Below are 24,938 nucleotides of genomic sequence, written 5' to 3'. Positions count from 1 at the left end.
AAAGTATCGGTATAGATGACTCACACCTCCGACTATGATCTCGTGATTCTCGGTGGGGGCGCCGCAGCCTTCGCCGCGATCACTGAAGCAAGCCGGCGGGACCTCTCGACGGCGATGGTGAATACGGGCTTGCCCATCGGCGGGACGTGCGTGAACGTCGGCTGTGTCCCGAGTAAGCATCTGCTCGCCGTCGCCGAGAGTAGTGCTGCAGCGTCGGAGAACCCCTTCGACGCCGTCACATATCCCGAAGAGCCGACTGTCGACTGGGCCGACGCCCTCGACGGCACCGGCGAACTCATCGAACGGTTCCGGCAGGAGAACTACGTCGACGTCGCTGAGCACTTCGAGACCGACATCTACGAGGGGTACGGCCAGCTGGTCGACGATACGACCATCGAGGTCGTCGACGGCGCCGACGAGGGCGCGCGCATCACTGGGGAGAAAGCGCTCGTCGCGACCGGCAGTTCACCGTGGGCGCCGCCCATTGACGGCCTCGACGACGTTGACTACTACACCAGCGAGACCATCCTCGAGGAGCGCGACCTCCCCGAGAGCATGGTGATGCTCGGTGGCGGGTACATCGCGCTGGAGTGGGGCCAGATCCTGCACCGCGTCGGCGTCGACGTGACGGTTCTCCAGCGCTCCGATCACGTGCTCTCAGATATGGAAGGTCAGCTTGGCCGGGAGATGCAACGAGCCTTCAACGAGGAAGGAATCGACGTCGTGACCAGTAACGACTTCCAGCAGGTTCAGGATGTGGCTACCGACAGTGGTGCTGACCCTGGTCAGAAGGGCGTCGCGGTGGAGACTGTCATCGAGGGCGAGAAGCAAGCGTTCACCGCCGAGGCGTTATTCGTCGCGACCGGCGTCCAGCCCAACAACGAGGACATCGGCTTGGAAGCAGTCGGCATCGAGACCGAATCCGATGGGGCGATTCGCGTCGACGAGCATTTCCAGACGACCAATTCCGACATCTACGCGGCGGGGGACGTGATCGGCGAGCCCGAACTGGAGACGGTCGCCGCCAAGGAGGGCAATCACGCCGTCAAGAACGCCTTCGGGGACGAGGGGGTCAGCATCGACTACGACGTAGTGCCAGCAGTTGTGTTCACCAGTCCCGAGGTAGCAGCCGTTGGGACAACTGAACGCGAATATATGGACGAACACGGTACCTGTTCCTGCCGGACGGTTCAGATGGAAGATGTCCCTCGGGCAAAGGCCGTCAAGAACACGGATGGACTCGTCCAGGTGGTGAAGCACCACGAAACCGACGAGATCGTCGGCGTCCACATGGTCGGGCCGCGTGCCGCCGACATGATCATGGAAGCCACGCTGGCGGTGAAGTTCGGACTGACTGTCGACGACATCATCGACACCGTCCACCCGTTCCCGACGTTCAGCGAGGCGTTCAAACACGCCTGCCAGGCGTTCCGTAGGGACACATCGACGATGAGCTGCTGTATCGAGTGAGCGTCAGTCCTCGGTCGAGAACACATCGTCGAGCGTGCCGCTCTCGCCTAATTCGATGAGGGCACGGTTCAGGAGTTCGCGAACGATGAACTCCTCGTAATGCTGGGTGTCGCAGTACTCGCAAGGCTTCATTTCGCGGGCAACCGCCTCAATCTCGGTACCGTGGTCCGCATACAACGTCTCGATGAGGGCAGTCAATTCTTCGGACGCGGTAGACTGCGCCTGCGCGAGGTTATTGTCGGCGCCTTCCGGAAGATCGTAGGAGAAGACTCGCGTGTTCGACTTGTAGTACTTCCGTGTCCCTCCACCAGCCTCTTCCAGACGAGCGATTTCCACCATCCCCGCATCCTTCAGGACGTTCACATGGTGACGCACTGTCGTCTCGGCCTTCTCCTCGCCGCGACGGTGCAACTCGTCGTGGATCTCCTCGATCGTCATTTCATCGGTCGCGAGCATATCGAGGATCTTCGCCCGAACGTCGTTCTCCAGTGCCTTCGCTTTCTCCGGATCCGTCGTCACGACTTCACGAATCGGCACATCAGATTCGAGGAGCGCCATTCTTGTGACGACATAAGCGGACGACAATAGTAAGAGTGACGCCACTCTCCCGACAGCAGTATTAGTATCTCGAAACCGCTATAACTTTTGTCGTAATGGTTATCCGCGTCGCACGATAACCAACAGGCAAGATGGGAACGACACACGAACAATTCAACGTCGGGGGGATGTCCTGCTCGTTCTGTGCCGAAAGCATCAAAAAGGCCTACAGCCGGACCGACGGCGTCGAAGACGTCGACGTGAGCCTCGCCCACGAGGAAGTTCTCGTCGAATACGACGACGACCTGCTGAGTGAGGTCGAGGTGAAGGACACGCTCCGGGATCTCGGGTACACCATCCGCGACCCGGACAAGGCGAAGCGGTACGAGCAACAGCAGGCCGAACTCGCCGACGGGAAGCGAAGCCTCCTCCTCGCCGGCGGTGCATCTATGGTAGTCGCTGCCCTGATGGGGTGGATGATTCTCGTGAAGGGACGCTTCGAGTCGGCATCGCTCGCGATGGATCTGGTGACGCTGGGGCTGGCGCTCGGGACGATGTTGGGCCCCGGACGGTATATCAAACAGAAGGCGTTCCAGAGCCTGCGCCGGGGGATCTTCAATCAGCACGTGCTCCTGGAAGCGGGCGCGTTCGCCGGGCTCGTCGGCGGACTGCTTGGCCTGTTCGTCTTCCCGAGCTTCCCGACCGTCCACTTCTTCGCCGTCTCCCTGTTCATCACCACCTACCACATCCTCTCGGAGTACACCAGCCTCATCGTCCGTACACGGGCTTCCCAAGCCGTCCAAGGCCTTCTCGACCTCCAGCCCGATACGGCACGCCGTATCGGTGATGACGGTAACGTCGAGGAGGTCCCGGTCGACGACCTCGACATCGGTGATCAGGTCCGGATCAAGCCCGGCGAGAACATCCCCGTCGACGGCGAGGTCGTCGAGGGTAAATCCACAGTCGACGAGTCGGTTGCCACCGGCGAGTCCATCCCCGAGGAGAAGGCCGAAGGCGACGAGGTGATCGGCGGCAGCGTCAACGAGACCGGGACGCTGCTCATCGAGGTAACTGCAACCGGCGAGGACGCGTTCCTGAACCAGGTGGCCCGCGAGATTGAGGAGGCGCAGGCGATGAAACCCGGCATCATTCAGCTCGCCGACCGCGTCCTCAAGTACTTCGTGCCGGGCGTCTTGACGATCGCTGCTTTCTCGTTCCTCTTCTGGGTGATCGCACCGCTCGCGTGGGGCGGAGGTCCGAACGTCCAGCGCGGGGCCTTCGCGGCGCTGGCCGTCCTCGTCCTCGGCTATCCGTGTGCGCTCGGGATGGCGACGCCGCTCGCCCTCATCCGGGGCGGCGGAAAGGCCGCGAACCGCGGCATTCTGATGCGCTCCGGCGACGCCTTCCAGATCTTTCCCGACGTCGACCACATCGTGCTGGACAAAACTGGCACCATCACCGTCGGCGAACCCGCCGTCAGTGAGGTCGTCGCGTTCGACACCGACGAGGTGGATGTACTCACGACTGCGGCCAGTGCAGAGGCCTTCTCCGAGCATCCTCTCGCTGATGCGATCCTCGAGTTCGCTGACGAGCAAGATGTCGAGTACGCAGATCCCGACGCCTTCGACTCCGTGACCGGCAAGGGCGTCCGGGCAACCGTGGCCAGCGACGGCGTGCTGGTCGGGAAACCGGGATGGCTTAGCGACGAGGGAATTGACCTGTCGAAAGGGGGCGACGACATTGAGCGACTCCAAAGCCGCGGCCTCACCGTCTCTGGGGTCGTCCGTGGCGGTGACCTACTCGGTCTGATTGGTATCGGTGACGAGGTCAAGAGCGACGCCGTTGCGACCATACAGCGGATGCGAGACGCCGGCATCACGCCCGTGATGATCACCGGCGACAACGAACGTACCGCACAGGCGGTCGCCGAGGAGGTTGGCATCGACCGCGTCATGGCCGACGTGTTGCCCGACGAGAAACGCGAGGAGATCGGTCGCCTGCAGGAAGCCGGCCACCGCGTTGCGATGGTCGGCGACGGCATCAACGACGCCCCCGCACTCACGCAGGCGGATATTGGGATTGCCATCGGCGCTGGGACCGACATCGCCATCGAGTCGGCGGATATCGTCCTGATGGGTGACCGGCTTGGTGGCGTGATGGACGCCTACGAGATCGGGAAAGAGAGCTACCGGAAGACCCGTCAGAATCTCGCGACGGCGTTCGCCTTCAACGGCGTCGGCGTCGCCGCCGCGACCACGGGGCTCGTTCACCCGGTGTTCGCGATGCTCGCAATGGTGCTGTCCGTCTCAGCCGTCCTCGCCAACAGCTTCGCTGGTCAACTCCTCTCCGGCGAGGGTGTCAACACCGAATTCGCTCTAAAAGAACGTACCGACGGCGAGCGGGAAGACGGTCGAGTGACGGCCGATTAAGCCACTACGTCGTAGCCAGCCTGTTCGATTGCCCCGTTCACATCGTCGTCTGCGACTCCATCCTCAAGGACCACGTCGACCGTGTCAGCTTCGTGGTCGGCCTCAACCCGATTCACACCATCGAGGTTTCGCAGGGCGGTCTCCACGTTCTGTTCGCACCCGTTGCACGACATCCCGGTGACTGAGATAGTCTTTCGCTCCATACGGGCCTGTAAACACTCGCTGGGGATGACCATTACGGTAACTATTGTATCGGTTTCATCCCTATTAGAGGTAGAGCGTTATCGTCCGGAGAGTTGTTTGTGTCGGCCCCAAAGGGGTGGAGGCTCTTCGAGATGGAGACTACTGACGACGAAGAGAGTAACGAATTCCCTCCAGAGAAGCGTCTGGAAGCACCGAACACACGCCTGATCAAGGCCGGTATCGCGACGATCCCGGATATGGAAACCCTCCAGGAGTGCGTTGCCTACGAGAACGCCCATCAGAATCGGACGCAGATTCTGCGCCGGCTCAAGTGGAAGGCTGAAGAGCTGCGTGAGGACGAAGAGTAAGCTCTGTTATTAACCAACAAGCTCCGCGTGGGTTTCCCCATTGTTGGTTAACAGACTGCGCCTCGGTTTTTCAGGCCCCTGAAGGGGCGCGGGGCGGCCAACAGCGGCCTCGTGACGCCAATCATGTCCCTCGTGAGTACAGACTCCAGAACGGCTAGCGACATCGCTGCCGCCAGACAAGCCGACATCGTGGCGTTCCTCCATCGAGCCCCGTTCACTCTGGATGCCTATAAGCTCGGTTTCCTTCCCGGCTTTCGGGAGGACTGCGGGTATCAGGAGAACCAATATCAGAATCTCACCCTCCCCGTCGGGATGCTTGACAACGACTTTCGGAACCCCGATCTGGATCGGTTCGTCGATCGGTTCTTCGAGCACGAACCACAGGTCGGCGTCATCGGCGACATCTACGAACGCGGCGACGTCGATGACCACGTCGCTGCTGCTCGTGAGATTCAGGCCAGCTATCCCGAGGCCGAGCTCATCATCGTCCCAAAGTCCCAAGCGGTGATCGACGCAATTCCCAAGGATCTCGTTCTTGGCTATTCGCGTGGGTACGCCGACCGGTTGGCCCACGAGTTCTCTGATCCGGCCGACTGGCGCGGTCGGCGCGTCCATATCCTCGGCGGGAGCCCACCAAAACAACTCGAAGCCATCCGACAGCTGACCCGGCCGACACTCACCGACGAGCCACCAGCCGACATTGTGGGCGTCGACTGGAACGGGCTACATCGCGGCGCGCAGTTCGGGGAGTTCTGGACGGCTGACGGCTGGGATGATAGTGGCCGTGACGCCTCCCACGTCACAGTTCGGAAGACAGTCCGACACAGTCTCGCCCGCATCAAGGCCTTCTGGCATTCTCACGGTGTCTGGCCCGACTCGACACTACATAACGACACTCTGGAAATCGAGTACGAGGGGCCGTCACCGACCGATCTCGAGAGTGCTGCGTGTACCGACTGCGGAGCGAACGTCTGGACGACCCGGCGCGGTCCCTTCGTCGCCGAATACGATACTGGCGCTCTCTGTGGCTACTGCAGCTACGACTGCTATTTCGCGCACCGGCATCGAAACACCCTCGAGGAGATCGCCGGCGAGCAGAGCGTCTACCTCCCACCTGCGTGACGCTACGAGTGGTTTTTCGCGCCCCGGAGGGGGCGAGGGCTCGATCCAGAAAGCCCTCCGAGAAGGTGATTTTCCGTGAGTCAACAACAGCGCCCGAACGATGTCTCGATCGACGATATTCCAGTCGACGTATCGAACACCCAATCAGGCGAGGTCGACCCCGCTGAGGTACCCGGGGAAATCCGGTCGATCACTCGTGGACTCGCAAGCGAGCAACCGCCGACGAATCCGCTCGTCGTCCTGAAGGCCGCCCGCTGGTGGTATATACATGGTAAGGGCGGAACCGATCCTGCGTTCCAGTGGGCCATCGAGTGGGCACGACATCTCGCGACCGATACGCCGAGCGATGTCAACCAGTTCGATGCGTTCCTCGAATATCTCGTCACGATCGGCTTCGCTGACGAGAAGGCAGCGCTTCGATAACCGATCCCCCATTCACACTACGGGGTGCTTGACCGGGCACTATCTCGAACAGAAACGGGTCTGACCGCAACCTGTCCAGACAGGAGGACGTGTACTTAGAACCGGTAGCATGCAACGTCTTCTCCACCACAGGTCGGACACGTTTCGGCGTCCTCGGAAAGGGTCGTTCCGCAGTGCCGGCACTCATACAGGGTGGATGTCGTGGACGTGCGAGTACCAACGACCCCGCGGAGCGTTTCGACGAGACCCATCCTCCCGGTGATTGTATCGCACTGGTTGTTAATTCCAGCCTCCGATAGCAGCCCCGATATAAACCCCCGAAGTCGCGCCGATGTTTATTGTGCGCCCCCGAGGGGTGCGGCGCGTCCTGACTTCTCGGAGACGTCGTCGTACTCGATGTGATGCAATCCATGATGACAGCCAGTGAGTCGGGGATCTCGTTCGTTGAGACCGACACCCGACACGACGAGATGCACAGTACGATCGAAGACTGGATCGACGATCTCGTCGCAGACGTCGACGAGGCAAAAGCCAGCCAACAGTTCCAGGAGTGGCTCGATGTCCAGTCCCGATTCCACGACTATTCTCATCGTAACACCCTCCTGATCAAACTCCAGTGTCCCGAGGCGACCCGCGTGGCGGGCTACAATACGTGGAGATCGGAGTTCGACCGGCACGTCCAAGAGGGCGAACAGGCGATCTGGATCTGGGCACCCATTATTACGAAGCAGTGCCCCGAGTGCGAGAACTCACCGAGCTACCACGAGCAAAGCGACTGTGACTATGACGAGACATCGCCCGAGGAGTGGTCGAAAGGACTGGTTGGATTCAAACCAACGGCAGTCTTCGACGTGTCTCAAACCGAGGGCGAACCGCTACCCGAGCTGGAAACCGAGGCAGCTGGTGACGCCGACGACCTGGTGCCAGCGCTCCTCCATGCGGCAACTACTCTCGATATCGACGTCCGTGTCGTCGACGCTGCCGAGTGGGAGCATGGCGACGCGAAAGGCGTCTGCAAACACCGGACTCTCCACGAGGGCCAGCCCGTCGTCGAAGCGAAAGCCCGCTCAAATCAGGCCGATCTCGCGGTGACATTGGTTCACGAGTACGCCCACGCGCTGCTTCATTTCGATGGCGACGACGAGCCCGAGCGCGCAAAACGCGAGGTCGAAGCGGAAGCCGTTGCGTACATCGTCGGGCGGTATTTCAACCTGGATACGAGCGGGTCAGCGTTCTATCTTGCCGCGTGGCAGGACGACGATGCGGAGAGTATTCAGGAGCGTCTCGGCCGGATCAGTTCGACCGCTCAGGAAATCATCGACACAGTTGTAGAGGGCTGAACACCCCCTTCCCGGCTGTTAACCAACGCCGGAGGGTACTCTGTCGACATTGTTGGTTAATTCGTTCGGCATCCCGACCCCGTGTGTTTCGATCGGTCCCGAGACATACCCATCGACAGTCGATGTTATCGTTCAGAATCGATTCGGCGCTGCTGGTCACGAAGGAACTCAACGACGGCATCGATATCCTGTTCGGGAACCGTTTGCTGTTCGAAGACTCCTTTGAATGCATCTGCGAAATCCTCCGACGTGAGGCGGTTGAGGACAGTCTCGATGCGACCAGCGAGCTTCTCGGATTCTCCGCGATGCAGATGAGTCGCGATCCGGTCGAAATCCGCGCCAGCAGCCAGCACCACCAGATCCCGGGAGTCTGCCTTGCGGCCACTGTGAAGTTTCACGGCAAACAGCAACTCCCGTTCCGGAATCCTGGCTGTTACCGGGCGCCCGGTTCGCAGTTCCTGGGTGACGGAGTGCTGGGTCAGATAGCGATACGACCATTCAGCTTCCGTCTGGCGACAGCCCAACGCGTCGACCATCGCGTCGAACCGAACCGGATTCCCGATGTCCTTCTCAAACCGGATGGTACGGCCCTCGTAGAGCTCGTTTCGCTCGACATCGGCCGTTTTCTCGTAGCCGCGGTCGGTGAGAAGGTCCGTGTAGTCGTCGACCGCTTGGGCCGGAATGACGACGTCGACGTCCGTGGTGAAGCGCTGATTGAACGCCGCGATCGCCCACCCACCGACGAGCACGTATGGCAGGTCAGCGTCAATGACGGCCTCCAGCGTATCCAGCAGCTCGTCTTCGCGTTCACCGAGACTCATGCGTTCAAACGCGGATCCTCGTGGGACGCGTCAATATCGCGGTCGTACTCGTCAGCGATCATCTCCAACGCCGGCTCGTAGTTCACCCGGTACTCCAACATGTGCTCGATTGCATCGTCCAACGGAATGACCGGATTGCCGTCGACCCACTCGCGAGTGATGCCCCCACTCGTCGGGAACAACACGTACGAGACGGTCGCGTCGTAGTCGCTCGCATCCGGCCGCTCTTCGATCCGGCTCGGAATCCCGAACTCATCAAAGAATGCCGTCCACTGCTCAACATCCCGGTCGGCGACCTGGATGAAGATCGGATAATCGTCGTGGCCCCGGGCGATCTGATAGCCGCCGTGGGTCCAGACGTAGACGCCGTCGATTTTCGTGTACGCAAAGGGCATCCCGGCGAAGTGCGGAATGACGTAGCCGTCGTCGATCGAGGGGGGAACAGCGCGAGAAATAGCGGCGACGAGATCGTAGTAGCGATCCCTGACAGCGTAATTCTCGATGTAGACGCCGTCCTCACGCCGGATGAAGCCTGCGTCCTCCAACCGCTCGATCCAGTCGTAGACCCAGGAGTAGGAGCCGTCGATCTTCTGGGCGATTCGACGGATCGAGTCGCCCGGCCGGGCCGCGACCATGATCTTCGCCGCGGTCTCGTCGACGTACTCCATCATTGCTAGTTATCGGTATCGCATCTAACGGTATTAGTCTTGTCCCCCGTATTTCCTATAGAGTTATCTCTATACAGATATATAATTCTTGGCTCCGGTAGTCCGATCCGGCGCAGCATTCGAGCAGAAATGAATTAACCAACAGAGGATACGACTGATCGCTATTTGTTGGTTAAGTCTATCAGCGCCCGCCGAGGGGCGGAGGCGCAGTCCCGTCTCCACGAACTATGACCGACCGATATCTAACGACCGTTCTCGACGAGGCAGAGCGAGTCGCAGAGCACCACGAGCAGGTCGCCCAATCATCAGACCATCCGGAACACGAGTATCTCCGGTACGCCGTCCTTCGGCTGCTCGAAGACGAGGCTGACGACACATCGGTGGAGGTACCGCAGATTGACGGCGTGACTGTCGGCTACGGAGAGGACGACGCGATGTGCAACAGCTGGGACGACGACGTCGAGTGGTGGGAGACGGTTCCGCCGCAGGAGGCATGTACTCGCTTCCGGGTATTCTACCCCGACGAATACGACGCTGTTCCGCGAGTCATCGTCGACGTGATGGCAGCACTCGGGGCGTGGCGTGTCTGGATCGGGAGCGCTGCCGCCTGTGGCTCCTACGACCATCGCGAGCGGCGGGAAGTCCACTATCTGTGGCCGGAGGGGCATCCGGTCGAGGCCCTGGTTGCGAATCGGCTCCAGGATCCCGAAGCTGCGGTTGCCCCAGACGGCGGCCGCTCCGGCGACGTGCGCGATCGGATGGTCGTCACGGAGCACTCGCCCCAGCACGACGACCTCGAGCCGCGAACCAGCCGTGCCGTCGACGAATCGATGGCCGTCTCGCTGCTCGAAAAGGGTGGCCTCTATGAGGTCCGATCGGCGTCCGGAAACTGGTATGAAGTCGACGTGATCAGCGAGTCGTGTACGTGTCCAGACTGGCGGAAGCGTACGCCCGATGGCGGCTGTAAACACCTCCGGCGAGTCGATCAGGAGATCAAGCAGGGGCGGGTCCCACGACCTGATGGGCGTCTCCCCTCGAACTCGTAGGATCGCCCAGCGTTCGAGATCTCCCGAGGCTACTGTAACATCAGACGAAACTCCTTGATGGAGAGTTTCGAGTAGTGAGACGGCTGCTGGAGAACCGGTGAGAACAGTTGGCAGCAACTTAACCAACAAAACTATGCAGTTTGCGCCTGTGTTGGTTAACACAGATCGGCCCATGTCCTACGAGCCACCGACGCCCCCAGCGGACCTCCCCACCGACGTCATCGACACACTCAACGGCTATTCACCCGAGCTGCTCCGAGACGTTTCCCACTATGCCGAGGACCTCGCCGAGCATCGCGAGCGCGAGGCCCGCCTTGCCGAAGCGGAGGAGGAAGACGAGATCGACGAGCGACCCGATGACCTCCCCGATGATGTCCCGACGAAGGCGACGATCACGATCAAGGAAATCAACGACAACCGCTACTACTACTGGCAGTGGCGGGACGGCGACAAAATCCGTTCTCAGTACAAAGGTCCCGTCAATCCTGACGGATAGACGAGATAACGCCACAGTCGGATGACCGATGGTTCAGGGAGACACCCCGTCTGCGAAGTGAAAGACGGGAGCTGTTAGCGCTCGGGTCGCGGGGCAGTCTCGTACCGTTCGATGTCGTCGGTCTTCTCCACCCGGTCGTAGATCTCGCGAAGCGTGTCTTGTGCCCGGAGGAGTTTGTGCTCATCGAGGAACTGCCGACCACTCCCACTGATTCCGTAGAACTTGTACGGGAGGTCGTTCCTTCGGCAGTCCTCGGGCAGGAGGACTTCCTCGACGATGCCAGCGTCGACGAGTTGCTGGAGGTGCTGACGAATCGTCGTCTGGCTCTTGCTCGGGTTGACGTAGTCGAGTTCCTTCAGCGTCGGCAGTTCCGACGGATGCCCGAGGATGTCCTGGAGGAGCGCGAATCGTGTCTCCTGGGTGACGACGTTGAGCCGCTCTCGAACGGACTCCAAGTCGCTTGGCGGATGATCGGACGTACTCATTACACCACATTTCGTGTAGTGCGTGCAAAAGCGTTTCGCTCAAATACGAATCGGTCTTTTGCGATACGGTCACCGATGTATTCGCCACATTGAAGCAGGGTACGGGAGAAGTCCCGGGTAGATGAGTGAGGAACCGGTTACTGTCGATGAACTCGCCGAGAAAGCCGACGAGTATCTGCACGAGGCCTCACTCACACCGGAGGAGTACGAAGCGCTCAAACAGAGTGTTGCGGAGCTCACGCCGATCTTCTCAGCTAAGAATTCGTATTTCGTTCTCGGCAGCTACGGGAAACCCGAGATCCGTCGTCTCCAGCTCGTGAAAGATCGCCTCAACCGGCAGCCCGGTGCGTACGCGTTCCTGATGGTCGACATTCGAAGCGAGTGGACGAATACCTACCTCAAGTTCCGACTGCTCGCCGATTACACGGACATCATCGTGGGTGTCGCCGAACACGCCCAGGGCGGCTTCCTCGTCGAGCAGGGCTACTTTACGGCTCTCGAGGAGTACTTCGCGAAGACTCACGTGTTCAAACGCGAGTATGACTCGTTGGATGCGGACGCGATCGACACGAACGTAGCCGTCGAGAGTCCCTACAGTGGAATGCAGACCGCGATCTTCGAGATGCTCAACGATGCTAGGCGTCTCTGCCGGTGGACGACTGAGAACGACCTCGTCGAGTGTGCCGAGGCTCTCGTGAGTGATCAGGAATACCCGTAGACAGAGACTAATCGGTAACTCACACCCCCGACGTTTCTGTCGTTTCTCCACGAAATCCGGTTCACCGATGGCCCAGACAACGAATGAACTCGAATAGGAAGACACCCCCCGTTTTCGAGTAGTAAGTGCGGGGTGAATCCGTGCAAGATTGGAACTTCGAACCACGAATCCTTTCGGGATGAGTAGTCCACTGGAGAGTGATTACAAATGCTCGTAAATGAAATTTTGTTTAGATTTTGTCAGACACTCCACTATTGCCAGTAAAATCGGAGGACAAGACGCTATTAGATGAAATTGGCAACGGTGGTCCTGGTAGTAACTAGTCGGATTGATTGGGGCAGGGAGTTACTGGCAACACCGGAGAGGGTACTGGATAAACTGGCACTGACGGTTGCGCGGTTACTGGCAAAAGTGGAGAGGGTATTGGCAGTACTGGTGTTGGCGGTTGAGAAGTTACTCCAGAACCCGATGCCGCTTGGCAGTTTCACGAATATCGTCGAGCTCTCCGAGTTCACTTTCGAGTGCGTCGAGGGCCGACGACAGGGAGACATCAAGCTCGTATTCGTTGTAGTTTCCGCGTCCACTCGACGAGTCGACCAACCGTAAAATCCCGTGGAGGCTCAAATCCGACAAGTGGTCGTGTACCCGCCTGCGTTTCAGTGGTTCACTACCGTGATTTCGAAGAACTGCTTGATATCGCTCATAGATCAGTTTCGTTCGTTCAGGCGTTTCACCTTCTGCCGCTAGCTGGCAGACAGTCAGGAGCACATACTGCCCCTGCCGGGTCAACGAATGCATCCCTTCGACAACCTGTTGTCGCTGGATCTGATGCTTGGCCTCCCGAACGTGGTCTTCGGTGATTTCCGCCTCTCCACCCGCCATCGCGTCGTTCTCGGCGATATCAGCTGCTTTCCGGAGTAACCGTAACGCCTGCCGAGCAGATCCCGAGTCCTGTGCAGAGAATGCGGCGCACAGTGGGATTACATCTGATTCGAGGACATCGTCGTAGAGCGCGATATCGGCTCGCTGCTTGAGAATATTCTGCAGTTCAGTCGCGTCGTACGGAGGGAACAAGATTTCCTCTTCGCAAAGAGTGTCCTTGACTTTCGGAGAGAGGTTTTCTCGGAACTTGAAGTCGTTCGAGATGCCGACCACACCGATTTTCACATCGAGATCCAATTGCGAGCGTGCTCGTGGAAGCTCGTACAGAATATCGTCATCCGAGCCGATGTTATCGATCTCGTCCAGAACCACGAGAATAGTCCCACCGATCGACTCAAGGTCGTTGTAGAGTTCGTTGAAGATGCGTTTTTGTTGATACCCGGTTTCGCTCATCGGTTCGCGCGAAGACGAGACTGTGGTGAGAGGGTGAGAAGGAGAGCGAATTTCGTTCACGAGATTGACCGCTACCTGATAGGATGTGGTGCAGCCAGTACAGTTGAGTTCAATAACGTTGAGATCGACGTCGTCGTACTCTCCGGCGGATTCTTGCAGCTCCTCAAGAAGATCGTGCGTAGCAGCTGTCTTCCCGACGCCGGTAACGCCATACAGAAAGACGTTGTTCGGTTGCCAGCCCTGAATGACAGGACGGAGAGCGGCCGCATATTCGTCGAGTTCTTCGTCCCGCTCCTCGAGTGTCTCTGGCTGGTAATCATCCCGGAGGACGTCTTTATCCTGGATGATGAACGATTCTCGATTGAATCGGCCCATAGGCGGACTCAAGACGAAGAGCCATCATAAAACCAGGGGTTCCAGTATCACCACTAACCCACCACTCGAACCAGTTATGCCAGTACCGCCCTCGCTTATAAAACACACACACTCCACTATTGCCAGTAAACCTTTGCAACAACTGGAGGGGGTCGTTGACCCCCTCTCTAATTAGCGGTACTTTTAATACATTGTATGTTAAACTGAATCCGTACTAGCGAAAACTCGACTAGCTATAGTAGGTTTAGATAACAGTAACTAGACTAGAGACGTGACATCTTCTGCCCTCCTGTCCATTCTCCCCTCGTTACTGGCAATGGTGGAGTGAGAGAGGTACTTAAACGACGGTATTATTGGCAATACTGGCAACTCTGGTCGCCCTCTCCCTGCTACCATCGTTGCCTGCCCGATATTCCAATCGAAATCTACCCTTCCCGACACCAATCAATCGATGACCGTGGACCTCTTTCCACATGTTTCGCTCGTTCCCACTTCCCGATGATGACCGTTTTTGAATCAACTCTCCGTGATCCCTATCGTTCATCGTGGTTCGAATTTCGACCGATACAGATCATCGATTAACCAACAAAGCGCATGTATTGACGGTCTGTTGGTTAACTGTTTATGGCCTATGCTCGATTCGCGGTCGGCACTCAGTACTAGTATCCCGTGATTTCGGTGTTTTGCGATTCCGCAAGGGTTCGCTTGATTGCCGCTCGATCTCACCCAATCGGAGACAGGATATTACTGCATTGGCGACGCAGCTTCCGAACCGACGAGTGAGTACTCCCGGTCCCGGCTCGTGCCTTCCGCATCAAGGAGGTTGTACTGGACCATCTTGGAGAGATACGTCCGCACTGTCCGTTTCGTCCGAGGATCATCGACCTTCTCGGTATAGCGGTCGTAAATCTCGCTCGGCCCGAGTGGCTCGTGATCGCGAACAATGTTGTAAACGACGCGCTGGTGTGGCGTGAGTGAATCGATGCTCTTCTGCTTAATCTGGGCCCGGGCATCCTCGGCGGCGTCCAGGAGGATGTCGTCGGTGATGCGCTCGTGGTTCTCGCGATCGGCCTTGCCGGCAGCCGTTCGGAGGATGCCGATTGCGAGGCGAGCGTCGCCGGCGGCCGCGTCGGCGATCCGGTAGAGCTGGTCGTCGGTGATGACGTCCTCATCGAGTCCCCACTTCGCCCGCGCACTCAGAATGTCGTACAGCTGCTCGTCGTGGTACTTGTCCATCCGGACGTGTTCGCTGGAGCGCAGTCGGCTCACGAGGCGGTCGTCGACGCGGCTGAACAGCTCCTCTTCCTTGTTCGCGATGCAGATGATCGCGAACTGTGGGAGGCTGTGGAGGTCGTAAATGACGCTGGGGTCCTCCAGTTGGTCGACCTCGTCGAGAATGACGACGGTTCGCGGGCCGTCGTGCTGCTGGAGGCGGTCGACGAGTTCGTCGTGGGGCGTCGACTGCCGGTGGATGTCGATGGTCGCGCCGAGGTCGTCGAGGATCTGGTAGAGCGTCCGGAACCGGGTGTAGCTGCGCCAGCAGTTGACGTAGGTGGTCTCGACGTCGAGGACCTCTTCCCGGAGTCGTTCGGTGACGAACTTCGAGATGCACGTCTTGCCGGCGCCGCTGGGTCCAGTGACGATGGCCGTGTCGGCGGGCTCGCCGTTCGTGATGGGCTCAAGAACGCTGGAGAGGTGGTTGACTTCGGCGTCGCGATGCTCAACTTCCCGAGGGACGAACCCGGCGCGGAGAACGCGAGCATCGCGGATCATCTTTGCTTGATAGACTGGTTTTCTGGCTAGTAGTAAAAACGTGACCGGGTTGTTTCCGGAAACGATTCAATTAGTCCGCTCTGACCTGTGGTAATTCCCGCGCAGTATCGCGGTTCGGTTTGTGGAAGACCCAGATTTCCGGGAGCTTCCGGAATTCGTTTATGAGCAGGAGCGTGTGAAGTCTGAATTTTCCAGTCAGCGACATTCACTCCAGCTAAACTAACCGATATGAGAGGTCGAGGTTAGACCCCTCGTGATCAGGTTATCCATATCAACTAAGTGGTGTGGATGGTTCGAGATGATATATGACTCTCCGCACCGACGGGAGGGGAACTTCCCTACCGTCGCTCGACTCGACATTTTCTCACGACGAGGTGTCGATGGCTCTCACTAGATGCGGACTTCTTGTGGATAGAGCAGAGATGCTCGCTCGGCTGTACGCCCAACATCGAGACTGGACGGTCGTCGAACAGAAATGGATCGAAGAACGCTTTGACGAGCGCAGTACGCGTGGGAGTTCGAAGGGAATCTATCGCGCTCTCAGTTCTCGATTCAAGACTACTGGTAGCGAGCTTCCGTCTATCGTCCAGCTACCCTCCGTCCTCGACCAGTGTGAGACGGTGGGCGACAAAGCGCAGGTACTGTACTTCTACTTGCTGGAGGACGACCCTCTCGTGAAGTACACCGTTCACCGGTACGTCGACCGGCTTCAGGAGTCCGGTGTCGAAGGATTGGATTTCGAGCAGGAGACGGTTGAGCGCCTCCTGAACGAATTCCATTACCACGATGGAAGCGAGTTCGACTATGCGGAATCGACGACTCGTCGATGGGGAGAAGGTCTTCGGTCGGTAATGCGAGAGATCGGTGTTCTCGAGACACAGCAGGCCCTTCAAGGACAAATCCCCAACCTCGGAACGACGCCACTGCTCGTTGCGTCAGGTTACTCGTGGGAGATTCACGGGGATGACTGGCTCTCCCAGCCGACTGGCTGGCTCTATCTCTTCCAACCGGAACAGTACTGGGACTCCTTGGCCGAACGAGTGAGCGACGATCCGAACTGGGAAGCGAGCGGAATTCACGGTGAGCTGAGGCTCCAGCCGGTGGATGATACATACGACTGGGCCGAACCATGGGAGGGCGAAGTGTGACTGACGAGAGCTGGTTCGCTGCCGATGTTGGGAGCGATTTCGAGGAGTCCGTCCGCATCGACCGCGAGGATAACGGTCGCGATCACCGACTGGAATCGATCGACTCCTACCACGTGACGGAGGAGTCTGAGGACTTTATGTCCGACTTCTTCTCGCGCCTGCTCGGCCGTTCCGAGGATATGCGGTCAGGTGCAAACTACTGGCTCTACGGGTACTATGGGAGCGGGAAGAGCCACCTCCTCAGCGTGCTTCGCGGCCTGCTGGATAGCGAGTGGCTTCGAGAGCGCGAGGATGTCTGGGAACAGCTAACCGATGGTCGTGAGCTGGAGACGCTCGAGTCCACTTGGTCGTCGATCCACGATGAGTACGAGGTCATCCCGATCTCGGTGAACCTCCTGAAGCATCAGGGCCAGAAGAAACTGAGCTTCAGTGAGATCGTCCTCCGCAGTGCTCACACGTCGGAACGGCTCACCGGTGCCGATGGGGGGCTCTCGTCGCAACTCGACGTCGCATTCTTCGAGGACTGGTACCGGACGACCGACGCGTGGGATGACCGGACGACCAACACCCAAACAGCACTTCGGAGTACGGTTAATAGCCCCGAGAAGTACGATTGGGAAGACGTTCAGCAGTACAACGCTCTCGCGGACGCCGTTCTTCCCACCCTCTTCGAGCAGGAGACCGGCACGGTGGATGGTCTAGACGACCTGATGCCGTCGGATCTCGACCCACAAGCGATGGTCGAGCGTCTCGAACAGTTGCGGAGCGATCGCGAAGAGGAACTCGGCCGTCCAGTCAAACTCGTACTACTGCTCGACGAGGTCAGCCTCTTCATCGGGACGGACTTCGACCGCCTCACCGAGCTGCAGACCCTCGCGGAGAGCGTCGATGAGACCGGTGACGGCGACATCCAACTGGTGGCGACGGCACAGGCCAAAATCGAGGACGTCCAGCCGCAGTTCGCGGCTCGTGGTGCTGACTTCAGCATCGTCAAGGATCGGTTTCCGCACCGGTTTGGTCTTCCGAGTCGACACGTCGGCGAAATATCGACCCAGCGGTTGCTCAAAAAGACTGTGGACGGGAAGGAGGATACGGAACGCGTCCTCGACCGAACCAGCAACGAGCCCGAGACGTTACTCGTGTACTCGGGCATCGAACAGAACACCGAACCACCGCTCGACAACATCGACCGTGAGCGCCTCGTCGAGTTCTATCCGTTCCTTCCGTATCAGCCACCGCTGTTCCTCGAGATCCTCTCGAACCTCCGGCAGGAAGCACACGACCCGGCGAAGTCGATCTTCTCGGGAACCGCACGGGCGATTCTGGCTCTCGTTCACGGACTCCTCCAAGAGTGGATAGAGGCCGGCGAGGAGACCAACGTCATTTCGCTGGTCGACTTCTACGACCTCATCGAACCGGAACTCGATGACATCACGCCACAGGACGTGGGGGTCATCGAGGAGATTGAGGAACAGCACGAGGCAGGCGAACTGGAGGAGATCGACGTGGATGTCGCGAAGGCCGTGTTGCTCCTCCAGCACATCCCGGACACGATCCCGATGTCCGAGCGGAATCTCGCAGTCGCCGTGTTGAGTGACCTCGACGGCCCGACTCAGTTCCAGATGGAGAACCGCGTCGAGGACTCGCTCCAACGGCTTCGGAAGTTCATCCGGCCGACGCACGACGAAACCGGGCCAAAGTACGCGTTCACTCATCCGGAGGAGCGCGAGATCATCGAAGCCTCCGAGGAAAACCTCGACAACCCGGACTGGCAGTCCATCATCGAAGCCGTAGACGGGTATCTCTGGGAGGACATCGTGCGCGACCTCTCACTCCCGACATCGGCCGAGTACCCAGACACCGGCGAGCAGTATCCCGTTCGCTACGAATTCAGTATCGACGGGATCGAACTCGATACGACAGTCGACGCTGAGGACGCCCTCGATGTCGAGGTCGCCGTCGAAGGAATCTCTCCCGCCGCAGCAGACATCAGCTACGACGACGACCCGCTCGAATGGACGATCGGACAGGACGGACTCGACGATCTCCGTGATAGCCTCATCGAGTGGTGGTCGCTCACAGATGCCGTCGGAGACCACACGCTCCCACAGTCCGTCGAGCGTGATCTCTCCGACCGCGCAGCTCGCGTCCAGAGCAAACTCGTCGAGGCGCTCAAGAGCGGGACATTCGACGTCAAGGATCGCGGCGATCAGATCGGGGGTATGGTTTCGGGAGTCGAGGAGTATCTCGACGTCAACTACCCCGACGACTTCCACCCCGTAATGCTGCAGGTCGGCGACGAGCACTTACAGGAACTCCGTGGACTTTCCGCACAAGACCCGCTCCCTACGTGGGCCCAGCAGATCGATGTCGCGACAGAAGACCCCGAAACGCACGAGGGGTCGATCCAGAACAACGTGCGTGCATTCACCGGCCGACAGTTGAAGCAACGCGGCGGGAACCTCGCGATGGCGACGATCCTTGACGGAATCATCGAAAAGAAGCCGATCTACGAGGACGCTCGCCCCGCACTGTGTGCGATTATTTGGGGCCTCTGCCGGAAGGGAGACTTCCTGCCCATCGACGAGACAGGTGACTCCCTCGAACTCGACGACGTAATCGACCTGAACAAACTGACGACGACGCGTCTGAAGATTGCGAAAGGTGACAGTGTAGGAAAGATCCTCCGCGAGGGAGGATTTATGGACTCGACGGAGACCATCCCGGACGGAATCGTCAGGCTCCAGTCCGCGAACGACACGCTCGCGGGTCGACTCGGTAGTCTCGTAGAAGACGTCAGACTGGTCGCCGAGAGTGACATCCAAACGCGCGCCGTTCGCAACCTCCTCGAGTCGTTCGTGGAAGCGCTCGAAGCCGAGCAGCAGAGCGCGATCGACCGACGAGAGGCCGTCAAATCACGTGACACCGACTGGGAGGACGTCGTCGAAGCAACCAACGACGCTCGGGAGTGGTACGACGACGCCGAGGAAGTGTGGAGCTTGCGCCTCCCCGCGCTCACACGAATCGACTCGCAGTTGACTCTCGCCCAGCAGTCGTACGACTGGCTGACCGAAGAGGTCGAATCGGCCAGCCAGACGCTTCGCGAGAGCATCGGCGGTTACGAGGGTGAATGGTGGACACACGATGGCTGGGATCGGTTCAACGACGCTCAAACTACCTCGCCGGCCCTCGACGAGGCGATCGAGACCGCGTGGGACTCGTTCCGAACGGAAACCGAGGTCGATGCGTTCGTCGGCGAGTTACAGGAGCATCCGTGGATCCAGCCCGCAAATGAGTTTGAGTCGAACGTTCGGCCGGCCTTCGAGAGCGAATACATCACACCACTCCGTCGCGCCGCATCGTGGTACGAGGACGTCTCGGACGCGGTATCGACGGTGACCGGCGGAACGACCAACACCGAGGCTGATGACTTCATTCGAGCAACGAACACACTGCTCGACAGCGAACCCCTCGCTGTGGTTGCCGGTAGCGACATCGACGAATTACGAGATACGTTCGAGGAGTTACAGGCACTCGTTGGGGATCAGTCTCCCACAGACATCACGGCGATCGGGGTTCTCCCGTCGGATCGCGAATCGCTGGACTCGGAACTGGAACGGCTCGTCGAACGCCATGACCTCAGTATCGAGCGGACTGAGACGGGGGTGATCATCCGATGACGACTAACCGTCCTTTCCACGACTTCACGGAGCGACTCGCACAGTTCGCCGACGGACGACGCGGCATCCGAAATCCGTTCGTAATCGTCCCCGTCCAACCGAAGTACGAGCACCGGGTTGCCGAACGGCTCACCGATTGGGCGACGAACCCGCATCGTACCGAGGAGTTCCCGGATGACGGAACCGTCCAAGTCCTCCGACTGGACGAGCTGTTCGTCGAAACCGATGTCTTCGAACTCGCGGTTGACCTCGGCGAGAACAGCCAACCCGCGACGATCACTGAGACGATGCAAGACCGATTAGCGGAGGAACTCGTCGCGGTTATGGTCGAGAAAATCGATGCACCAGCCCAGCAGCGACACGTCGTTCTCCTCACGCACCTCGGGAGCCTCTACCCGTTCACGCGTGCGTCGGAACTCCTCGACGAACTCGACCGCCGCAACGTCCAGTCTACGATCGGCATACCGTTCCCCGGAGACATCTATGGTGGCAATCTGAACTTCTTCGGCGAGGAATCACGCAACTACTACCCGGCCCACCAGATCGAAGGCCGAGTTAAGGGGGTGCATCTCCAATGAGCGACATACACATTCACGACATCTTCCAGCAGTCACCGGCTCGCGAACTCGAGGAAGTCCAGAAGGTCAACGCCAGAGCGCAGGCCGAAAACGACGTCCGCGAGTTCTACGAGACCGACAGCGCTCGCGACGTGCTCACCACGCTCGGGAACCTCGTCGACAAGTATCCACACGAGGAACCGCGCTTCCTCTACATCTCCGCGACGTTCGGGTCGGGGAAGACGCACCTCCTGAAACTTATTGGGTTCGCTGCCGACACCGAATCGGAGTTCTCCGACCTCGGCGAAGAGCTGGCGAACAGATGGCCGGGCTTCCAGTCGTTCCGGCAGAGCGTCGCCAACTCTCACGTCGATCGGCTGAAACCTGTCTTCCTGAACCTCCTCAACCGGGACGCGTCACAGGAACCGCCACTCCCCTACCTCATTTACGAGGCAATCGGTCGCGAACTCGGGTACCCCACCGACCCGAATTGGCTGCTCGAGTGGGCATGGCAGCTCGACATGAACCACGGTGACTGCTGGGAGCGACTACAGGAAGTCGAGCACGACGGACAGACGTTCGAGGACGTGTACGACGAGCGGGCGTCGCTACGGAGCTGGCTCTACGACGCTGTTCCGACACTCGATGACTCACCGTTCGCGTCTCGGGAGGAGGTCAAGCAGTCGATCGACGACGCCATCGAGGAAGTCGATCCCGACGAGTTCGACCCCGACGAACTCGTCGAGCGCATCGAAGAGGCCCAAGAGTCGCTGAGCACACAAGAGACCGAGACGGAGTTGCTGATCGGGCTCGACGAGGTGGCGCTGTTCATCGGCGATGGCCGCCATCGCTACAGAGAGTTCCAAGAGACGATGGAAGCGCTGACGGAGTTGGGTGTCGGGCCCAACCCGCCAGTTATCGGGACTGGACAGTATTCGATCGAGCGTATCCACGGCGAGTTCGACGATACCGAAGTCACGGAGCAACCGTGGTACGGGGCTCAAGAACCACTGGAGGGTGCCGACACCGAGATAATCGTTCGGAAGCGGTGGCTGCAGAAGGACGCCGAGGGTGGACAGGCCGTCGAGTCCGCTCTCCGGGAGATGCCCGACCTGACGCTCGACGCATACTCCGATATTGCCGGCGCCGACCCGGACGCAGTCGAGTCGTACCCGTTCCGCGAGTACGATCTCGGGTTGCTCCGGACGGTGATTCAGCAACTGATGCCACGTGGACGCGTGACCGAAGAGGAGTACGTGCAGGGTCGGGCGTTGCTCATCCTCGTCCGCTCGCTGTTCACGCGGTTCGAGTGGGGAGACAAGCAGGTTGGAGCGCTCGTCACGTGGGACGAGTTGTACGACCTGCTGGTCGAAGAGACGACCTACATTCCGCTCTGGGTGCAGGAGATGGTCGAGAACAAGCTCGTCCCCTCGGCTGGCGGCGACGAAGATGCGTTCTCGGTTCGCGTTGCGAAGGCGCTGTACCTGCTGAATCAGGTGCGTTCCGAAGTGCCGTCGACGCCGGCGAACCTCGCCCGGCTGATGGTCAAGTCGACTGACGAGTCGTTCGACTCCGTCCGAAGCGATGTCGAATCGGCGCTCTCCGACCTCCTCGAGGATCGGAAGGTGCTAACGGAGACGAACGACCGCGGTGACGAGGAGTACCTGCTGGTCTCCGAGGAACAGGAGGACATTCTGACGCGGGCGAAGACCCGCGCACAACAGATCCCGTCGCATCGGCTTTCGGCCAAGTTGGAGAACTCCCTTCGGGAGGGAAGCAACCTTCTGCTCTCTGAGGGCAGTCGACACGAGGTGGATCTCGAGGGGGAGCGCAAAGTCCCACTCCGGTTCGGCTACTCTGTTCTCGACCCTATCGAGCAAGCACCGACGCCGGAGTTTGACGCAGTGCGTGTGCGGTTGGTCGCGGGCCGCGACGAGGAGATTAGCGATCAGGTTGATGCATGGCAGTCGACGAACGAAGGCCGGGACGGGGGCGAGCACGTCCTCGTCGCCGTCGATCTACAGGGATCGACGATCGACCGCCTGCGGGACGTGATGGGCATGCAGGAGGTGCTGTCAGAGGAGACGGAAACGTATCCGGACTTGGAGTCCGACCACCGTGACGAACAGCGGTCACTCGAATCGGCGATTCGCGAGCAACTCGAGGAAGCGGACGTTTACGTCCGAACGGGTGGGACGAGAGGACGATACGGGGACGTGTTCGAGCAGGTAGTGGAAACGCAAGTCCAGTCCGTGTTCAGTGGGACGCGCTTCGCCCTAACCAACGGAATCACGGAAGTCGAGGACGCCAAGCAGATGGCGCAGTTCTTCCGCGGCGTCGACGATTGGCCGCTTTCGAGCGAGGACGCAGTCACACTCGGTGTGGATACCGACCGCGCGGAACTCGCCGACGGCTGGTGTCAGAAGTTCCTCGACGAGTACGGGGACACCCAGTCGCTTCGTGCCGAGGACTTGCTTACCCAGACTGTCCAGCGCGGAGGCACGTATCGTGGGACACCGCAGGAGTCGATCTCGGCCCTGCTGATCACGCTTGCAACGGCCAACAAAATCGCGCTGCGCCGCGACGACGAGTACATTACCGAACCGGACGAGATCGGACGAGCGGTCAGAAACAAGACGAACCTGACCGACGTACAGATTCGCTTCGAATCTATCGGAGATACCGATCCAGAGCAGATTCGAGAGACCGTCGAGACGCTGATCGGTAAGGAGACAGAAGGAACCGACCCCGACGCGTGGCTCTCTGAGTTGGCTGAATGGGTAGACGAGAACAGCGTGCTGGTGAAACGCGTCTTACGAGGCGTCAGCAGAGAGTTCGGCGAAGGCGCTTCGTTGGGCGAACTCAAAACGGCTCTCCAGCCCGCACTTGGGGCCGAGGCTCTCGAAACAGACGACTTTGCGTCCGACGAGATTGAACGGCAGTCCGAGCGATTCGCTCGGGCAAGAGATCTCTTCCGGTTGGCCGAGGATGGCAACAACCTCTGGAAGGAGTTCAGCCAGCGAACGACGGAGATGCAACGGCTCTACCCCGGTGCGGACGTCACCGGGGAGATGCAAGCGATCGTCGGCGGGGACGAAGTGCCTGATGCCGACCGGCTCCGAGCAACGATTGACGAAGCCGACGCTCACAGACGAACCGTCGTCCGCGAAGAGTACGAACGCATCACGGGAGAGTCGCCATCGGACGAGGATCCCGAGAGCGTGGTCTCCAGTCTCGCGACGTGGCTCTACGTTCACGATGGGAGTAGCAAGGAAACTGCCGACCGCGTCGCCGTCGAATTCGACGGTGTAACCATCGACGATCTCTACGAGCTCTTCGAGACGGCATGGAACGGTGATTCGTTCTCGGAGGAAGACCTCGTCGACCCGACGGTCGTTCAGCAAGCCAAGCGGTACGAACGGGCACGGCGACTCCTCGAAGCATCCGGTAGCGGGGCCTCGCTCTGGTCGCAGCTCCGGGAGGCATCGGAACGACTGGAGGAAGAACACCCGAACCATCCAGTTACGACCGATGTGAACGAGATGCTCAGTCGGTCACAGCCGGCGAGCGTCGACGAGGTGGAACAGCTCCTTGACGAGGCAGAGAATCCCTTCGAAGTCGACGAACGACTCGAAGAACTCGCCAACGAACTGCAGTCCGAGTATCCCGACCACGATCTCACGCAAGAGGTCGTCGATGCAGTCGAGGGAACCAGCCCGCCGAGTGAGGAACGCGTGGGTGAATTGATCGAAGACGCCGAGCAGTTGCTCGACGGTGTTGACGAGCAGCTGCGGCGGATTCGGGAGACTATGGATGAACTACCGGATGGCTCTGTGATGGTGATCGAGTCGCTCGACTGACGGTCTGGTGTTGCAAAACACTGAATTCATTTATATTCAATTCGTAATTACGCAACACAGGGCCGTAATCACGGTCGAACCGACGTGCCCGTCCAAATTCTCTC

General features: G+C 59.5%; 20 protein-coding genes. 13 read left to right on the top strand and 7 right to left on the bottom strand.

All coding sequences use genetic code 11. The annotated features are described in order from the left end of the window. Positions 1 to 15 precede the first annotated feature (15 nt). Positions 16 to 1,470: a mercury(II) reductase gene (gene merA / locus JRZ79_RS24130; protein ID WP_205252793.1), complete on the top strand. Its 1,455-nt coding sequence runs from the start codon at positions 16 to 18 to the stop codon at positions 1,468 to 1,470. A gap of 3 nt (positions 1,471 to 1,473) precedes the next feature. On the opposite strand, the gene JRZ79_RS24125 is transcribed toward merA, so the two are convergent. Continuing rightward, the gene (locus JRZ79_RS24125; RefSeq protein ID WP_205252792.1) at positions 1,474 to 2,028 is read right to left on the bottom strand and encodes a winged helix-turn-helix domain-containing protein; all 555 of its coding nucleotides are present in this window, start codon (positions 2,026 to 2,028) and stop codon (positions 1,474 to 1,476) included. A 131-nt stretch (positions 2,029 to 2,159) separates the two neighbouring features. On the opposite strand from JRZ79_RS24125, the gene JRZ79_RS24120 reads away from it, so the two are divergent. Further along, positions 2,160 to 4,436 (top strand): cation-translocating P-type ATPase, encoded by a 2,277-nt coding sequence (locus tag JRZ79_RS24120; RefSeq protein ID WP_205252791.1) that lies wholly within the window; start codon positions 2,160 to 2,162, stop codon positions 4,434 to 4,436. Here JRZ79_RS24120 and JRZ79_RS24115 read toward each other — a convergent pair. Continuing rightward, positions 4,433 to 4,639, bottom strand: a complete 207-nt coding sequence (locus JRZ79_RS24115; protein WP_205252790.1) for a heavy-metal-associated domain-containing protein — start codon at positions 4,637 to 4,639, stop codon at positions 4,433 to 4,435. The genes JRZ79_RS24120 and JRZ79_RS24115 overlap by 4 nt on opposite strands. Positions 4,640 to 4,771: 132 nt before the next feature. Between JRZ79_RS24115 and JRZ79_RS24110 the strand changes: the two genes are divergently transcribed. From JRZ79_RS24110 to JRZ79_RS24095, 4 genes are all read left to right on the top strand, one after another. Next, positions 4,772 to 4,987, top strand: coding sequence for a hypothetical protein (locus tag JRZ79_RS24110; RefSeq protein ID WP_144928047.1), 216 nt, complete (start codon positions 4,772 to 4,774; stop codon positions 4,985 to 4,987). Positions 4,988 to 5,110: 123 nt separating this feature from the next. Continuing rightward, positions 5,111 to 6,109: a DUF6610 family protein gene (locus tag JRZ79_RS24105; RefSeq protein ID WP_205252789.1), complete on the top strand. Its 999-nt coding sequence runs from the start codon at positions 5,111 to 5,113 to the stop codon at positions 6,107 to 6,109. Positions 6,110 to 6,184: 75 nt separating this feature from the next. Next, a complete protein-coding gene (locus JRZ79_RS24100; protein ID WP_205252788.1) occupies positions 6,185 to 6,532 on the top strand; it encodes a hypothetical protein in 348 nt (115 codons plus the stop codon). Between the two features lie 410 nt (positions 6,533 to 6,942). Continuing rightward, positions 6,943 to 7,872, top strand: a complete 930-nt coding sequence (locus JRZ79_RS24095) for an ArdC-like ssDNA-binding domain-containing protein (protein WP_205252787.1) — start codon at positions 6,943 to 6,945, stop codon at positions 7,870 to 7,872. Positions 7,873 to 7,997: 125 nt separating this feature from the next. Here JRZ79_RS24095 and JRZ79_RS24090 read toward each other — a convergent pair whose 3' ends face one another. Together JRZ79_RS24090 and JRZ79_RS24085 are read right to left on the bottom strand one after the other, a co-directional pair. Next, the gene (locus JRZ79_RS24090) at positions 7,998 to 8,693 is read right to left on the bottom strand and encodes a hypothetical protein (protein WP_137685133.1); all 696 of its coding nucleotides are present in this window, start codon (positions 8,691 to 8,693) and stop codon (positions 7,998 to 8,000) included. Beyond that, positions 8,690 to 9,361: a helix-turn-helix domain-containing protein gene (locus tag JRZ79_RS24085; RefSeq protein ID WP_137685141.1), complete on the bottom strand. Its 672-nt coding sequence runs from the start codon at positions 9,359 to 9,361 to the stop codon at positions 8,690 to 8,692. The genes JRZ79_RS24090 and JRZ79_RS24085 overlap by 4 nt, the downstream gene beginning before the upstream one ends. Positions 9,362 to 9,588: 227 nt before the next feature. Between JRZ79_RS24085 and JRZ79_RS24080 the strand changes: the two genes are divergently transcribed. Both JRZ79_RS24080 and JRZ79_RS24075 read left to right on the top strand, forming a co-directional pair. Beyond that, positions 9,589 to 10,407: a hypothetical protein gene (locus JRZ79_RS24080; protein ID WP_137685134.1), complete on the top strand. Its 819-nt coding sequence runs from the start codon at positions 9,589 to 9,591 to the stop codon at positions 10,405 to 10,407. Positions 10,408 to 10,579: 172 nt separating this feature from the next. Then, positions 10,580 to 10,903 carry a hypothetical protein gene (locus tag JRZ79_RS24075; RefSeq protein ID WP_205252786.1) on the top strand — a complete coding sequence of 108 codons (324 nt, stop codon included), beginning with the start codon at positions 10,580 to 10,582 and terminating at the stop codon, positions 10,901 to 10,903. A gap of 74 nt (positions 10,904 to 10,977) precedes the next feature. On the opposite strand, the gene JRZ79_RS24070 is transcribed toward JRZ79_RS24075, so the two are convergent. Next, complete coding sequence (locus JRZ79_RS24070) at positions 10,978 to 11,388, bottom strand: helix-turn-helix domain-containing protein (RefSeq protein WP_205252785.1); 411 nt, start codon at positions 11,386 to 11,388, stop codon at positions 10,978 to 10,980. 121 nt (positions 11,389 to 11,509) lie between these two features. Here JRZ79_RS24070 and JRZ79_RS24065 point away from each other — a divergent pair, with 121 nt between their 5' ends. Further along, positions 11,510 to 12,106 carry a hypothetical protein gene (locus JRZ79_RS24065; RefSeq protein WP_205252784.1) on the top strand — a complete coding sequence of 199 codons (597 nt, stop codon included), beginning with the start codon at positions 11,510 to 11,512 and terminating at the stop codon, positions 12,104 to 12,106. 453 nt (positions 12,107 to 12,559) lie between these two features. Here JRZ79_RS24065 and JRZ79_RS24060 read toward each other — a convergent pair whose 3' ends face one another. Both JRZ79_RS24060 and JRZ79_RS24055 read right to left on the bottom strand, forming a co-directional pair. Continuing rightward, complete coding sequence (locus JRZ79_RS24060; protein ID WP_122106730.1) at positions 12,560 to 13,816, bottom strand: orc1/cdc6 family replication initiation protein; 1,257 nt, start codon at positions 13,814 to 13,816, stop codon at positions 12,560 to 12,562. Positions 13,817 to 14,560: 744 nt separating this feature from the next. Beyond that, positions 14,561 to 15,589: a Cdc6/Cdc18 family protein gene (locus JRZ79_RS24055; RefSeq protein ID WP_205252783.1), complete on the bottom strand. Its 1,029-nt coding sequence runs from the start codon at positions 15,587 to 15,589 to the stop codon at positions 14,561 to 14,563. A 305-nt stretch (positions 15,590 to 15,894) separates the two neighbouring features. On the opposite strand from JRZ79_RS24055, the gene JRZ79_RS24050 reads away from it, so the two are divergent. From JRZ79_RS24050 to JRZ79_RS24035, 4 genes are read left to right on the top strand one after another with little or no spacing between them, the layout of a single operon-like run. After that, positions 15,895 to 16,737, top strand: a complete 843-nt coding sequence (locus tag JRZ79_RS24050) for a DUF1819 family protein (RefSeq protein WP_074878716.1) — start codon at positions 15,895 to 15,897, stop codon at positions 16,735 to 16,737. After that, positions 16,734 to 20,417 (top strand): hypothetical protein, encoded by a 3,684-nt coding sequence (locus tag JRZ79_RS24045; protein WP_205252782.1) that lies wholly within the window; start codon positions 16,734 to 16,736, stop codon positions 20,415 to 20,417. The genes JRZ79_RS24050 and JRZ79_RS24045 overlap by 4 nt, the downstream gene beginning before the upstream one ends. Further along, a complete protein-coding gene (locus JRZ79_RS24040; RefSeq protein WP_074878714.1) occupies positions 20,414 to 20,995 on the top strand; it encodes a BREX protein BrxB domain-containing protein in 582 nt (193 codons plus the stop codon). The genes JRZ79_RS24045 and JRZ79_RS24040 overlap by 4 nt, the downstream gene beginning before the upstream one ends. Then, positions 20,992 to 24,834 carry a hypothetical protein gene (locus JRZ79_RS24035; RefSeq protein WP_205252856.1) on the top strand — a complete coding sequence of 1,281 codons (3,843 nt, stop codon included), beginning with the start codon at positions 20,992 to 20,994 and terminating at the stop codon, positions 24,832 to 24,834. Before JRZ79_RS24040 ends, JRZ79_RS24035 begins: the two co-directional genes overlap by 4 nt. The last annotated feature ends 104 nt before the right edge of the window (positions 24,835 to 24,938 follow it).

Origin of the sequence: Halobacterium sp. BOL4-2, from assembly GCF_016917835.2 — an archaeon.
In the GTDB taxonomy this organism is placed as follows: Archaea; Halobacteriota; Halobacteria; order Halobacteriales; family Halobacteriaceae; genus Halobacterium; species Halobacterium salinarum.
The sequence above is the reverse complement of the archived record's forward strand: the minus strand, read 5'-3'. Positions and strand labels throughout refer to the sequence as shown.